Source organism: Brevundimonas sp., assembly GCF_036399195.1.
In the GTDB taxonomy this organism is placed as follows: Bacteria; Pseudomonadota; Alphaproteobacteria; order Caulobacterales; family Caulobacteraceae; genus Brevundimonas.
Window position 1 is genome coordinate 1 of record NZ_DASWNO010000061.1, and the last position, 14,333, is coordinate 14,333.

Here is a 14,333-nt window from a genome sequence, read left to right on the forward strand (position 1 = left end):
CGTGCGGACGCCCCAGCCGACCGCGCCGTCCGGCACCGTCGGGTTGCGGCTGTCCTTGACCCAGGCCGTCGGGGCGATGTCGATGTGCGCCCACGGCACGCCGTTGGTGAACCGCTGCAGGAACAGGGCGGCGGTGATCGAACCGCCGGCGCGGCCGTTGCCGGTGTTCTTCACGTCGGCGATCGGCGTGTCGATGTGGCGTTCGTATGCGGCCGGGATCGGCATTCGCCACGCGTTCTCGCCGACCTTGGGCGCCGCGGCGAGGAAGTTGTTCGCCAGTTCGTCGGAGTTGGAGAACACCCCGGCGTACTCCAGCCCCAGCGCTACGATCATGGCCCCGGTCAGGGTGGCGAGGTCCAGCATGAACTTGGGCTTGAACCGCTCCTGCGTGTACCAGAGGCAGTCCGCCAGAACGAGCCGGCCCTCGGCGTCGGTGTTAAGCACCTCGACCGTCTGGCCCGACAGCGAAACGACCACGTCACCGGGCCGCTGGGCGTTTCCGTCGGGCATGTTCTCGACCAGGCCCAGGACGCCGACGGCGTTGACCTTGGCCTTGCGGCCGGCGAGCGCATGCATCAGGCCGGCCACCGCGGCGGCCCCGCCCATGTCCCACTTCATCTCTTCCATGCCGTCAGCCGGCTTGATCGAGATGCCGCCGGTGTCGAAGCAGACCCCCTTGCCGACGAAGGCGATCGGCTGCTCGCCCTCGGGGCCGCCGTTCCACTTCATGATGGCGACCTGGCTGTCGCGCACGCTGCCCTGGCCCACGGCCAGCAGGGTGCGGAATCCGAGCGCCTCGAGCTCCGCCTCGCCGAGGATTTCCACCTCCAGGCCGAGCGTCTCCAGCGCCTTGACGCGCCGGGCGAACTCTTCCGGGTACAGGATGTTGGCGGGCTCGGCGACGAGATCGCGCGAGAACTCCACCGCGTCGGCGACCGGCGACAGCTTCGCATAGGCCGCTTCAGCCGCCGCCGTGTCAGACGCCACGACCCGGATCGTCTCGATCGACGGCGTCTTCTCGGGCTTCAGCGTGGTGCGGTACTTCAGGAAACGATAGGCGGCCAGCCGCGCGCCGAACGCCGCCCGCGCCGCCTGATCGGGCGACAGGGCGGAGCCGTCAATGGTCAGCGCCGAGGCGCCCGACAGCTTGACCGCGTGATAGGCAGCGCCGGCGGCGGCTTCCAGCGCCAGCTCGTCGAACGTATCGGCCGCGCCGCCGCCGGTCAGGACGATGGTCCCCGCTTCGACCCCCGCCGGAGCGGCGACGATCAGGGTGGTGTTGGAGCCGCCGCTGAAGCGGCTGGCGTTCATCGCCTTCGTCAGCGCGCCCGAGGTCGCGGCGTCGAGCTCGCCGCCCGACCCGGCCAGCGCGCGTCCCTCGTGGACCAGGACGGCGAGAACCTCTGCGGCGCCCGGGGACGCGACGAATTCGATCTTCATGCAAGGCTCCCGCCGGGAAGTACGCCCCGGCCACTGTGACTGGTGGGATGAGCGCGCGCGGTTTCACCGGCGCGGTCGGGTGTGTATTAGATGCTCTCCCTCGCCGCCGCCAGCAACGGGCGTTTTTTCCTGAATATGACGCTGATCCAGGGCTATCTCTTCCGGCAGATCGCCCGGCCCGTCGCCGGTGCGTGCGCCGCCCTGACCGGGATCGGCATTCTGAGCCAAAGTCTGGATCAACTGGAGGTCATCGTCGAACGCGGGCAGAGCGTCTGGGTCATGATCAAGCTGACCCTGCTGGCCGTGCCCCAGCTGCTGGCCGTCATCGTGCCCATCGGCCTGTTCGTCGGCGCCCTGATCGCACTCACCCGGCTCCAGCGGGAGCAGGAGCTCACCGCTGTGTTCGCTTCGGGCGTGACACGATGGTCGGCGATCCGTCCGGCCATCCGGCTCGCCGCGATGGCCGCTTTGCTGACCCTGCTGATCACGACCGTCCTTCAACCATGGGGTCAACGGCAGGCCCGCGCCGAGACCTTCGCCATCCGCACCGATCTGGCTTCCGTGCTGATCGAGGAAGGCCGCTTTGTCCAGGGGCCCAACGGGCTCACGGTTTATGTCCAGCAGATCGAGCAGAACGGCCTGCTGAAGAACCTGTTCGTCTACCTGCCCGATGGAGACGGCGAGGCCGCGACCTGGGATGCCGCCGAGGCCCGATTCGAGCGCGTCGACGGTCTGCCGGTCCTCACCATGCTGAATGGCTCCACGACCCGGTATTCCAGCCGTGGCGTCCTGACGTACGGCTCATTCGACCGAAACGTGTTCGACCTGTCGCCTTACGCCGACCAGACGGAGCGCATTCGATACAAGCCGTCAGATCTGTACCTGCCCCAACTCTTCAATCCGTCGCCGGCTGATCTGGAGCGGGTCGGTTCGGCCGGCGAGCTGGCGGCCGAGGGGCATTCGCGCCTGTCGGCGCCGCTCTACGCCCTGATGGCCATGGCCTTCGCCCTGACCGCGATCATGGGCGGACAGTTCAGCCGGACCGGCTACGGCCTGCGCATCGCCAAGGCCGCGGCGGCGTTCCTGGTCATTCGCGTCGTGGGCTACGGCGTCGTCTCCGCCAGCGCCTGGAACGGCTGGCTGAACCTCCTCCAGTACGTGTTGCCGATCGCGGCGACGGCGATCGCGCTCCGCCTCCTGTTCCGGGCCCTGAAGCCCCGCCGCAGCCGGCGGTGGCCTATGCTTGAGCGTTTGACGGCGAGGTTCGCGTGAACCGCGTGCTGCCGGTGTCCCGGCTCCGCCTCGGGCGAATCGAACGCTATGTGCTGGTTCAGCAGGCGCGGTCCCTGGCGGTCGCTCTCGGCGTCATCGCCTCCCTGATCATGCTGATCGACTTCGTCGAGATTTCGCGCGGGGTTGGCTCGGATGTCGACCTGTCAGGCGGGCGCATCCTCGGACTGATGCTGCTCAAGTCGCCCCAGGTCGTGATCCAGCTGCTGCCGTTCGTCTTCCTGTTCGGAACCCTGGCGGCCTTCGTCAGCCTGAACCGCCGCAGTGAACTGATCGCCATGCGGGCGGCGGGCGTGTCCGCCTGGCGCTTCGTTCTCCCGGCGGCCGGGGCCGCCCTGATCTTCGGCGTCATCACCGTCACAGCCCTTGGCCCGCTCGCCGCCTCGGCGGACGGTCTGTTCCAGCGCGAGCGGACGCGGCTGTCCGGCTCGGCGGCAGGCGCTGACACCCAGGCCGTCTGGATACGGGAGGGCGACGACACGCGCCAGATCGTCATCCGCGCGGAACGGCAGGACCGGTCCAGCGGACGGCTGCTGGGCGTTACCTTCTTTATATACACCAACGACGGCGAGGGCCTCCGCACCTTCTCCGAGCGGATCGACGCCGCGTCCGCGACGCTTGGCGCCGGCCGCTGGCGCCTGATCGACGCCATCGGCGCGCAGATCGGTCAGCGAGCGGTGCGCTATGCGACCCTCGACCTTCCCTCCAGCCTCGCCGACGATGAGGCGTTCGAGCGCTTCGCCCGGCCCCAGTCCACGCCGTTCTGGTCGTTGCCTGCTCAGATCGCGCGGGTCGAGGCCGCCGGTTTCTCGTCGACCGCCTATCGGCTGAGGCTGCAGCAGCTGCTGGCGACACCCTTGATGTTCGCCGCGATGTCGATCCTCGCGGCCGCGTTCTCGCTCAGACTGATGCGGCTGGGCGATCTGGCGAAGATGAGCGTGGCGGCCGTGGTCCTCGGCTTCGGCTTCTTCTTCGTCAATCAGGCCGCATCTGCGTTCGGCTCGGCCGAGGTCATTCCGCCCTGGCTGGCGGCCTGGCTGCCGCCGCTGTTGACGGCGCTCGCGGCCTTCACCTTGCTGTTCTATACCGAAGACGGCTAAGCCGACGGCCCCCCGCGTCCTTCCACCAGAGTGACCTCGAATGCAGCGTGACCGCCGCGCGCCCGATTCGGCAGCCCCGCGCCACCGGCTTCTGGCCGGCGCAGCCGCCGTCGCCCTGGCCGCCGTCGCGGGAGGCGCGTGGGCTCAAACCGCGCCCGCACCCACGACGGCGCCGGGACCTGACGGCCTGACGCCCGACGCCGTCTATCTCGAGGCCGACGTCGCCACGCGCGCCGGCGATGTGATCACGGCGAGCGGAACGGGCGCCGATCGCGTTCTGGCGCGCTTCCGCGGCGCCACCCTCAGGGCGGGCGAACTCAGCTACGATCTGGGGCTCGGCGTCGCCACGGCCCAGCGGCAGGTCGAGTTCGTCGACCCCGGCGGCTCCATTGTCTTCGCCAGCTATCTGGAAATGGACGCGGACTTGAGGGCCGGCGTCGCGGTGGATTTCGCCACCCGCTTCACCAATGGCGCGAGCCTCATGGCGGCGACCGCCGTGCGCCGCAGCGAGAACGTCAACGAGCTGAACTACGCGATCTTCACCCCCTGCCCGATCTGCGACGCCGAGGGCCGGCCGAAAGAGCCGACCATCTCGATCCAGGCCGAGAAGGTCGTCCAGGACGAAGAACTGCGCGCGGTCCTGTACCGTAACGCCGTGTTCCGGGTCGGCGGCACTCCCGTCTTCTACCTGCCCTTCTTCGCTCACCCGGATCCCACGGTGGAAAGGGCGTCCGGTTTCCTGGTGCCCATCCCCAGCTATGACGAGGGCCGGGGACTCAGCCTCGAGATCCCCTATCTGCAGGTGATCTCGCCCTCCGAGGACTGGCTGATCAGCCCCCAGTTCAACACCGACGTGGCGCCGCTGCTGAACGTCCAGTGGCGACGCCGTTTCACGAACGGGGCGATCGTCGCCCGGGCCGGTTATACCTACGAGGAGAACTTCGGCGACTTCGACGGTCCCGACCCGGACAACCTGCCCGACATCCCGATTTCCGCCGAGCACCGTAGCTACTTCCTGGCGCATGGCCGCTTCGATCCCGAGGGCCCATGGCGCTGGGGCTTCACGGCCGAGCGGGTGTCGGACAAGACTCTGTTCGATCGCTACGACGTCCGCGATCCCTATCAGGACAACGGCCTCTACTACGGCGACCGCCGCCGCCTGATCAGCCAGCTCTATGCGGAGCGGCAGAGCCTACGGTCCTACTTCTCGATCGCCGCCTTCGACCTCCAGAGCCTGCGCGTCGCCGTTCCAAACCTCGACGCGCCGGGCCTCAACATCTTCGAGAGCGACGACAGCCTGCCGTTCGTCGCGCCGCTGATCGAGGCGCGCTGGGAACCCGACGGGCCCGTACTCGGCGGTCGCCTGCGCCTGCGGGGGTCGGCGGCGTCCCTGTACCGCGACGCCTATGTCGGCAGCCCGGTCTTGCGCCGCGAGATTCTGCCGGTCGGGCCCGTTTCGGCGCTGGAGGGCGTCGACAGCCGCCGCATCTCGGGCCAGGTGGAGTGGCGCCGCGCCGTCTTCTCGCGCTCCGGCGTGCGATGGGAGCCGTTCGTCGACATCCGCGCTGATGTCTATTCGGTCGGCGATCTGCCGCCGATGATGGGCCTATCCGAAGACGCCATCACGCGCGGGCGGGCGACGGCTGGGCTGGACGTCAGCTATCCGCTGATCCGCCGGATGGGCGACGGCGCCGACCTGATCGTCGAGCCTATGGCGCAACTGTCCGCGTCGACCAATCCCGACCTAGACCCCCGCATCCCCAACGAGGACAGCCAGACGCTCGAGCTTGACGAGAGCTCCCTGTTTCGTGTCGACCGCTTCCCCGGCTATGACCTGCTGGAAGGCGGACTTCGCCTGACGGCGGGGGCCCGTGCGACCCTGCGCTGGGATCAAGGCCGGACCGCCAGCCTGTTCATCGGCCGGAGCCTCAGGGACGCCGAGGAGCCCGCCTTCCGCGCCCCGGTTCCCGACGCCCCCGCGCTGTTGTTCGATCCCTCGGGTCTCGCGGCGGAGACCTCAGACTGGGTGGTCCAGGGCAGTTTCTCTCCCTCTGACGGGATCCGCGGCTGGGGCCACGCCACGATTGACTCCTCGGGCGAGATCCGACGCGCGGAGACCGCACTCGACGGCCGATGGGGCCGCCGGAACCTGGCGTCGGTCAGCTACATCATCGACCGGTCCAATCCCGTCGATGGCCCGCTGAACCGAAACTACGAGTTCGTGCAGCTGTCGGGTCAGCAGTTCATCTATGGAAACTGGGGTGTGACGGTCGCCGGAATCGCCGATCTGGAGCGTGACGTAATTACCCGCTCGGAGGTCGGTCTGCTGTTCGATGACGACTGCTTCCGTTTCGAGATCGGCTACAGGCGCGACAACACGCGCGTCAGGCCCACCGGCCCCGCCGAGGGCCTTTACGTGCGCCTAAACCTCGCCACTTTCGGCGGTACAGGGTATTGACGCAGCGACAGGCGCTGGACGCCGCGCGGCAAGGGGGCGCGCGGACGAACATCCGGGCGATATCCGGGCCAGAGCCGCTTGAGGATTCAGGACTGACATGGGTTTGACGCGTTACATGACGGGCGTGGCTATGGCCGCCCTCCTGGCTGGTGCGGCCGTGGCGCAGACGGCGCCCACGCAGGCGCCCGCCGCTGCCGGAACGCTGAATCCGGCGGCGGAGGCCGCGCCCGCCGCGCCCGCACCAGCCGCGCCCGCTTTCCAGATGGCCGACGGTGTTCTGGCCACGGTCAACGACAGCATCATCACCGGCTTCGACCTCCGTCAGCGCATGCTGCTGCTGATCGCCATGACCCAGGTGCAGCCGACGCCGGAGAACATCCCGGCCATCCAGCAGCAGGCGCTGAACCTTCTGGTTGATGAGCGGCTCCAGAACCAGGAACTGGCCAAGTACGAAACACTCGTGGTCACTGACGCCGAGGTGGACGCAGAGATCGCCAGCATGGCGCAGGAGGTTGGCGCGACGCCTCAGGCCTATCTCGGCTTCCTGGCCCAGGCCGGCATCCGCCCGTCGACGCTGCGGGAACAGCTCCGCACCCAGATCGGCTGGACGCAGCTGGTCGGGGGCCGGTTCCAGAGCCGTGCGCGCGTCAGCCGCGGCGCCGTGGATGCGGCCCTTCGGCAGATCTCCGAGGCGGCGACGAAGAAGCAGTATCTGATCGGCGAAATCTACCTCGAGGCCAGCCGCGTCGGCGGCCAGCAGGCCGCGCTGAACGGCGCCGCCCAGCTGGTGCAGCAAATGGTGCAGGGCGCGCCGTTCCAGGCCGTCGCCCAGCAGTTCTCGGCGGCTCCCTCAGCCACGCGCGGCGGCGACGCCGGCTGGATCGTCGAGGGCACCGTGCAGCCCGCGCTCCAGCAGGCGCTGGACCAACTGGAAGTCGGTCAGCTCTCGCGACCGATCCCGGTCGATGGCGGCGTCTACATCGTCTACATGCGCGACAAGCGCGATGGGTCCTCGTCCAGCCTGGTCCAGATCAAACAGGTCATGGTCGAGCTCCCTGAAACGGCGACCGAGGCCGATGTCGCCGCGGCGACCCAGCGCCTGGAGGCCCTGCGCCCGCAGCTGACCTGCGACACCATGCTTCAACGGGCCACCTCCGAGCAGGGCCTGCTCGGCTCGGATCTCGGCGAAGCCGACGTCCAAAATCTCGCGCCCCAGTTTCAGCAGGTCGCGCGAGCCGCCGAAGTCGGCTCGATCAGCACGCCGGTTCGCACGCCGCTCGGCGTCCATCTGCTGGGCGTATGCGGACGCCGGGCCGGCGGCGCCGAGGCTGTCGACGCCCGTCAGGTGGAGAACGGGTTGTTCCGCCAGAACCTCGCGACGCTCGCACGGCGCTACATGCGCGACCTGCGCGAGGACGCCCTGATCGAGATGAAGTGATGTCCGCGCCCGCTCCGCTGGCCCTTTCGATGGGCGAACCGGCGGGCGTGGGCCCTGAGATCATCGCCAAGGCTTGGCGCGACCTGAAAAGCTCGGGGCCGGCCTTCGTCGTGATCGGCGACGCCGCCTTGCTGGCGAAGCAGGGACAACCCGTTCGATCCGTCACGGCGGCGTCTGACGCCGCGGGCGTGTTCGACCGAGCCATTCCGGTGCTGGATCACTCTCTGCCGGCCGAAGTCAGGGCGGGTCAGCCGGAGCCGGCCAATGCAGGGTCCGTCGCCGACTGGATCGAGCAGGCTGTCGGACTGGCGCTCTCAGGCGAGGCGGCGGGCGTGGTCACGGCTCCCATCGCGAAGGCGCCGCTGTACGCCGCCGGGTTCCGTTTTCCCGGCCACACCGAGTTTATCGCCGAATTGACCGCTGACGCGCCGTTCACCGGTACGCGCGGACCGGTCATGATGCTCACGGCGAAGAACCTGCGCGCCTGCCTCGTCACCATCCACGCGCCGCTGTCACAAGTCCCTGAGCTTGTCACGGCCGAACGGGTTTGCCGGACCGCGCGGGTGGTTCATGAAGCGATGAAGCGCGACTTCGGCATCGCCGCCCCCCGGCTCGCGCTGGCGGCGCTGAACCCCCACGCCGGTGAAGGCGGATCGATCGGGCTGGAAGAGGTCGAGGTGCTGATTCCGGCGGCCGCGACGCTGCGGGCCGAGGGCGTCTCGATCACTGATCCCCTGCCCGCCGACACCCTGTTCCACGAAGACGCGCGCGCGGGCTATGACGCGGTCCTGTGCCTCTATCACGATCAGGCCCTCATCCCGGTGAAGACGCTGGATTTCTGGGGCGGGGTCAACACCACGCTCGGCCTGCCGATCGTCCGGACCTCGCCCGATCACGGCACGGGGTTCGACATCGTCGGCAAGGGAATGGCGCGCCCGGACAGTCTGATCGCGGCGGTCCGTCTGGCCGGACAGATGGCGGCGGCGCGCGCCACGTGAGCGATCCCCCCACCCTCCGTGAAACCCTCGACGCCCATGGGCTGTCGGCGAAGAAGAGCTTCGGCCAGCATTTCCTGCTGGACCTGAACGTCACCCGCAAGATCGTCCGCCTGGCGGGGCCGTTCGAGGGGCGTGCGGTGATTGAGGTTGGTCCCGGCCCCGGCGGTCTGACAAGGGCTCTGCTGGAGAGCGACGCTGGCCGGGTCGTCCTGATCGAGAAGGACCCGCGCTTCCTGCCGCTGCTGGCCGAATTGGACGACGGCTCCGGTCGCATGGTCCTCGTGGAGGCGGACGCCCTCAAGGTGCGCGAGGCCGACCTGACGGACGGGCCGTCCCATGTGGTCTCCAACCTGCCCTACAACGTCGGCACGCCGCTGTTGATCAAATGGCTGACCGGGCCGTGGCTGCCCTACGCCTTGACCCTGATGTTCCAGAAGGAAGTCGCCGAGCGCATCGTGGCGGCTCCGGGCGACGACGCCTACGGCCGACTGGCGGTGATCAGCCAGGCCGTTTGCGAGGCGCGGCTGGTGATGCACCTGCCGGCCGCCGCCTTCACCCCGCCACCGAAAGTCGCCAGCGCGGTGGTGCATCTGGTTCCGCGCCCTGACCGGCCGGACAGCGAAATGCTGAAGCGACTGGAGCGGGTGACCGCGGCCGCTTTTGGCCAACGGAGGAAGATGCTGCGGTCCAGCCTGAAGACGCTGGGCGGCGCCGCGCTGTGCGAGGCAGCCGGGATTGCGCCGGACGTGCGCGCGGAGGTGGTGGACGGACCCGGGTTCCTGCGGTTGGCCCAGGCTCTGCCCTAGCGGCCCGCCGCCGCCCCCTATCCGGGGCAACAGCGGATCATCGCTTCGCGGACGACCTCATCACCGGCGACTTTCCGAAGGCCCAGGCCATGAGCACGCCCGCCAGGTTCTGGCCCGATCTGATCATTCTGGTCATGGACGCCCTCCCGCTGGTTCATGGCCATTCACCACGGAACGGAGCCGGCGGCCTTAACCTCGATCAGGAAGCGCGCGGGTCGCGCAAACTCGAGCTGAGGGCCGGCAGTTCAGCAAAAAGGGCCGCCTCCTGAGGAGACGGCCCTTCCATTGTCGGCCGACGAGCGGCTTTCGATCAGGCGACAGACCCCGCCAGAGGGGAGGTCAGGCTCATCCGAACCGCTTGCGGCATTTGACAATGAGACATTCGACCACCTCCTTTCGTTGTTGAAACAGTGCGTTGGATTTAGGAGGCGATGCGCGGAGTTCAAGTCCCTCGACGCGCTCGATCTAGACTTCCTCGCCCAGCAGCGCGTTCCGATAGCCGTCGACCCAGAGGTTGCGGAACCGCTTCGAGCGTTCCGCATGATAGATATGCGCCAGTTCGGCGTAGCTGCGGTCGAAGTCGTCGTTGACGAAGATGTAGTCGAAGTCGCCGCAGTGCTCGATCTCGCCCTTGGCGTTCGCGATGCGGCGCTCGATCACTTCGTCGGCGTCCTGCGACCGGGTCACGAGGCGACGGCGCAGCTCCTCAAGGCTGGGCGGCAGGATGAACACCCGCACCGCGTCTTCCGGGCATTTGAGGGCGATGTCCCGCGCGCCCTGCCAGTCGATGTCGAACAGCACGTCGCGGCCCTCGGACAGCGCCTTGTCGATCGGCGCGCGGGGGGAGCCGTAGCGGGCGCCGTGAACGTCGGCCCATTCCAGGAAGGCGTCGGCGTCGATCAGGCGCTGGAACTCGGCCTCGTCGACGAAATGATAGTCCCGGTCGGCGACCTCTCCGGGGCGGATGCCGCGGGTGGTCATCGAGATCGACAGCTCCAGCCCCCCGTGGTCGGCCATCAGCCGGCGGCACAGGCTGGTCTTGCCGGCGCCGGAGGGGCTGGCGACGATCAGCAGGACGCCGCGGCGGGGCGTGCGTTCATTCGACATTCTGAACCTGTTCGCGCAACTGCTCGATGACGGCCTTCAGCTCGAGGCCGAGTCCGGTGAGCGCGGTCGTAGCCGATTTCGAGCAGAGGGTGTTCGCCTCCCTCATGAATTCCTGCATCAGGAAGTCGAGTTTCCTGCCGGCGGGCGGTTGCTGCAACAGTGTCCGGGCCGAAGCGACGTGGGCGGTCAGCCGGTCCAGCTCCTCGCGGACGTCGGCCTTGGTCGCCAAGGCGGCGGCTTCGAGGAAGATGCGGTCCTGAAGGCCCGGCGCGTCAGGGGCCAGCTCCGTCATCCGGCGGGCGAAGCGCTCGCGGATGGCGTCCGTCTGCGCGGACGCCTCGGCCTCGGCGGCGGCAATCAGGGCCTTGATGCGGTCGATGAACTCAGTGACAACCGGCGCCAGCTGGCCGCCTTCCCGCTCGCGCGAGACCTTCAACGCGTCGAGCGCGGCGTCGATTGAGACGGCCATCGCAGCCTCGACGCCCGCACGCGCCTCGCTGTCATCCGCTTCTTCCGGCGCTTCGAGCACGCCGCGCAACGACAGCAGGCCGTCGGCCGAGGGCGGCGTGGCCCCCTCCTCCGCCAGCTGATTGGCGAGGGCCAGGTAGCGGGCGAGGATGTTCTGATTGACCTTCAGGCCGACGGCCGAGTCGGCGCGTTTCGCCTGTATCCCCAGCGTGACCTGACCGCGGTTCAGCCGTGTCTGGGCTGAGGCCTTGGCGTGACGCTCCAGCGTGTCGAAGCCAGGCGGACCGCGGAACCGGACCTCCAGATTGCGGCCGTTGACCGAGCGCGCCTCGACCGACCAGCTCCAGTCGCCGAGCGCGCCTTCAGCGCGGCCAAAGCCCGTCATGCCGGAGATGCCGGTCATTGGGCCGCGGCCGGTGTGGACGTCGGGGCTGTTTGCGGAATGCTGATCACGCGCGCGCCGGGAGGGACCGTCACGCCCGGGGGCGCGGCGGCGCCCGGCGTCGCGTTCGGGACGCCGGGGACCGTGCCTGGAACCGCCGGAGCCGGAGCCCCCGGCGGCAGGCCGGCCTTGCGCCGCTCGATCTCGCGCCAGCGGGCGACATTGACCAGATGCTCGTCGAATGTCCGGGCGAAGACATGGCCCCCCGTGCCGTCGGCGACGAAGAACAGCTCGTCCGTGCGCGGCGGGTTCAGAACCGCCGCGATGGCTTCGGCGCCCGGATTGGCGATCGGCGTCGGGGGCAGGCCGTCGATCTGGTAGGTGTTCCAGGGCGTCGGCGCGTCCAATTCTGAGCGGCGAATCCCCCGGCCCAGCGGGCGGCCGCGCGTGACGCCGTAGACGATGGTGGGATCGCTCTCCAGCCTCATCCCCGCCCGCAGCCGGTTGGTGAAGACGGCGGCGACGCGGGGCCGTTCGGATGCGATCCCCGTCTCCTTCTCGACGATGGAGGCGAGGATCATGGCTTCCTCGGGAGAACGGACGACGGTCGTCGGGCTACGCGCCGCCCACAGCCGCGCGAGGTTCTGGTCCCGCGCGACGCTCATGCGGCGGATCACGGACAGGCGAGTCTCCCCGCGGCTGATCTCATAGGTGTCGGGCCAGAGGGCGCCCTCGTCGGGCACGGCCTCGATGGTCCCGGTCAGGATCGGCTGGGCGTTGAGGATGTCGACGGCCTGCGCCGAAGACCAGCCCTCCGGCAGGGTCACATAGTGGCGCACCACCTTGCCCTCCACGAGCAGGCGGATGACGGATCGCAGGGAGGCTTTCGACGGCACCTCGTATTCCCCGGCGCGCAGCTTGCGGTCAGATCCTGTCAACGCCGCCGCGGCCTTGAACATGTCCGTGGAGCGAATCACGCCCTCGGACTTGAGCGTCGCCGCGATGGCGGCGACGCCGGCTCCGCTGGGCAGGGTGACGACGGTGCTTTCACCCGAGCGGGCCGCGGGGCCGGGCGCATAGAGGACGCTCCAGACAGCGACGAGGGCGACGATCACGAACAGGCTGACCGTCGCGGTGGCGGCCAGGATCGCCGTTCGGCGCCCTGAGCCCCGCTCGACCCGGCGTCCGAACATCAGGCCACCTTCCGGAACAGCACCGAAGCATTGGTGCCGCCGAAGCCGAAGCTGTTGGACAGGGCCACGTCGATCTCCATCGGCTGTCCCCTGTCTCGCACCAGATTCAGCGCCGTCTCACGCTCTGGGTTGTCCAGATTGATCGTGGGCGGCGCGACCTGGTCGCGGATCGCGAGGATGGAATAGATCGCCTCGATCGCCCCGGCGGCGCCCAACAGGTGGCCGGTCATCGACTTGGTCGAGCTGAGCGCCACGTTCGGCGCATGGTCGCCCATCAGCCGCTCGATGGCGCCGGCCTCGATCCAGTCCGCCATGGTCGAGGTGCCGTGGGCGTTGACGTAATCGATGTCGGAGACCTCGATCCCGGCCCGCTTCACCGCCATCTGCATGGCTCGGTACCCTCCGTCGCCGTCCTCGGCCGGCGCCGTGATGTGGTAGGCGTCGCCGCTGAGGCCGTAGCCGATCACCTCGGCGTAGATTTTCGCGCCGCGGGCTTTTGCGTGCTCGTACTCCTCGAGCACCACGATCCCCGCGCCCTCGCCCATGACGAAGCCGGAGTGATCCTTGTCCCAAGGCCGCGAGGCCTTCTCCGGCTGATCGTTGTAAGCGGTGCACAGGGCCTTGCAGGCGAGGAAGCCGGCGATGCCGATGGGGACGATCGAGCTCTCGGCCCCGCCCGCGACCATCACGTCGGCGTCATCCAGCATGATCATCCGGGCGGCGTCGCCAATGGCGTGGGCGCCCGTGGCGCAGGCCGTGACGACCGAGTGATTCGGTCCCTTCAGTCCGTGGCGGATGGATATCTGGCCGCTGGTCAGGTTGATCAGGGCCGACGGGATGAAGAAGGGGCTGACGCGGCGCGGCCCCTGCTCCTTCAGGATGATGGCGGTGTCGGCGATGGGGCCGAGGCCGCCGATGCCGGAGCCGACCATGACGCCCGTCCGCTGGCGCTGTTCCTCGGTCTCCGGTTTCCAGTCCGCGTCGGCCAAGGCCTCGTCTGCGGCCGCGATGGCGTAGACGATGAAGTCGTCAACCCGCTTGCGGTCCTTGGGCGACATGACCTTCTCGTGGTCGAACACGCCCGGCTGACCGGGCGCGCCGCCGCCGCGGCCGTCAACGGAGGGGATTTCCCCGGCGATGGTGCAGCCGTAGCCTTCGGTGTCGAAGCTGGTGATCGGTCCGATCCCCGAGCGGCCTTCGAGGATGCCCTTCCAGTTGTGCTCAACGCCCCAGCCCAGGGGGGTAAGCAGACCTAGGCCGGTGACGACGACGCGGCGCATGAGCGCTCCTCGCTACAGAATCCTGACCGTGAAACAGTAATGGCCGCCGGGCGGCCCCGCTAGGGGCGCGCCGCGGCGGCCATCAATGCCGTGCGAAGGGGTCGGCGATCAGCCGGCCAGCTTCTCGTCGATGAATTTCACGGCGTCGCCGACGGTCTGGATGTGTTCCGCGGCGTCGTCCGGGATCTCGATGTCGAATTCTTCCTCGAAGGCCATGACCAGTTCGACGTTGTCGAGCGAGTCGGCGCCCAGGTCGTCGATGAAGCTGGCTTTTTCAACGACCTTTTCCGGATCGGCGTCCAGGTGGTCGATGACGATCTTGCGGACGCGTTCCAGGGTGTCGGACATGTGTGTCTCTGCTCGTTGGGCCGCC

Annotated in this window: 12 protein-coding genes; 6 read left to right on the forward strand and 6 right to left on the reverse strand. The window is 68.7% G+C overall.

What is annotated here, in order from left to right; genetic code table 11:
* Positions 1–1,440: leucyl aminopeptidase (locus VGB60_RS03045; protein WP_331036806.1), on the reverse strand; the 1,440-nt coding region annotated here is incomplete at its 3' end.
* A gap of 90 nt (positions 1,441–1,530) precedes the next feature.
* On the opposite strand from VGB60_RS03045, the gene VGB60_RS03050 reads away from it, so the two are divergent.
* The 6 genes from VGB60_RS03050 to rsmA all read left to right on the forward strand — a co-directional run bounded on the left by VGB60_RS03050 (position 1,531) and on the right by rsmA (position 9,530).
* On the forward strand, positions 1,531–2,712 hold the full coding sequence (locus VGB60_RS03050) for an LptF/LptG family permease (RefSeq protein ID WP_331036807.1): 1,182 nt from the start codon (positions 1,531–1,533) through the stop codon (positions 2,710–2,712).
* Complete coding sequence (lptG, locus tag VGB60_RS03055; protein ID WP_331036808.1) at positions 2,709–3,830, forward strand: LPS export ABC transporter permease LptG; 1,122 nt, start codon at positions 2,709–2,711, stop codon at positions 3,828–3,830. Before VGB60_RS03050 ends, lptG begins: the two co-directional genes overlap by 4 nt.
* A 40-nt stretch (positions 3,831–3,870) precedes the next feature.
* Positions 3,871–6,288: an LPS-assembly protein LptD gene (locus VGB60_RS03060; RefSeq protein WP_331036809.1), complete on the forward strand. Its 2,418-nt coding sequence runs from the start codon at positions 3,871–3,873 to the stop codon at positions 6,286–6,288.
* 97 nt (positions 6,289–6,385) lie between these two features.
* Positions 6,386–7,726 carry a peptidylprolyl isomerase gene (locus tag VGB60_RS03065; protein ID WP_331036810.1) on the forward strand — a complete coding sequence of 447 codons (1,341 nt, stop codon included), beginning with the start codon at positions 6,386–6,388 and terminating at the stop codon, positions 7,724–7,726.
* A complete protein-coding gene (gene pdxA, locus VGB60_RS03070) occupies positions 7,726–8,724 on the forward strand; it encodes a 4-hydroxythreonine-4-phosphate dehydrogenase PdxA (protein ID WP_331036811.1) in 999 nt (332 codons plus the stop codon). The genes VGB60_RS03065 and pdxA overlap by 1 nt, the downstream gene beginning before the upstream one ends.
* Entirely contained in the window at positions 8,721–9,530 is an 810-nt protein-coding gene (rsmA, locus tag VGB60_RS03075) for a 16S rRNA (adenine(1518)-N(6)/adenine(1519)-N(6))-dimethyltransferase RsmA (protein ID WP_331036812.1), read from the forward strand. Before pdxA ends, rsmA begins: the two co-directional genes overlap by 4 nt.
* Before the next feature lie 465 nt (positions 9,531–9,995).
* On the opposite strand, the gene gmk is transcribed toward rsmA, so the two are convergent.
* From gmk to VGB60_RS03100, 5 genes are all read right to left on the reverse strand, one after another.
* A complete protein-coding gene (gene gmk / locus VGB60_RS03080; RefSeq protein ID WP_331036813.1) occupies positions 9,996–10,637 on the reverse strand; it encodes a guanylate kinase in 642 nt (213 codons plus the stop codon).
* The gene (locus VGB60_RS03085) at positions 10,627–11,508 is read right to left on the reverse strand and encodes a YicC/YloC family endoribonuclease (protein WP_331036814.1); all 882 of its coding nucleotides are present in this window, start codon (positions 11,506–11,508) and stop codon (positions 10,627–10,629) included. Before VGB60_RS03085 ends, gmk begins: the two co-directional genes overlap by 11 nt.
* A complete protein-coding gene (gene mltG, locus VGB60_RS03090; RefSeq protein WP_331036815.1) occupies positions 11,505–12,680 on the reverse strand; it encodes an endolytic transglycosylase MltG in 1,176 nt (391 codons plus the stop codon). Before mltG ends, VGB60_RS03085 begins: the two co-directional genes overlap by 4 nt.
* Positions 12,680–13,960, reverse strand: coding sequence for a beta-ketoacyl-ACP synthase II (gene fabF, locus VGB60_RS03095; RefSeq protein WP_331036816.1), 1,281 nt, complete (start codon positions 13,958–13,960; stop codon positions 12,680–12,682). The genes mltG and fabF overlap by 1 nt, the downstream gene beginning before the upstream one ends.
* A gap of 108 nt (positions 13,961–14,068) precedes the next feature.
* The gene (locus VGB60_RS03100; RefSeq protein ID WP_055830235.1) at positions 14,069–14,308 is read right to left on the reverse strand and encodes an acyl carrier protein; all 240 of its coding nucleotides are present in this window, start codon (positions 14,306–14,308) and stop codon (positions 14,069–14,071) included.
* Positions 14,309–14,333: the final 25 nt, after the last annotated feature.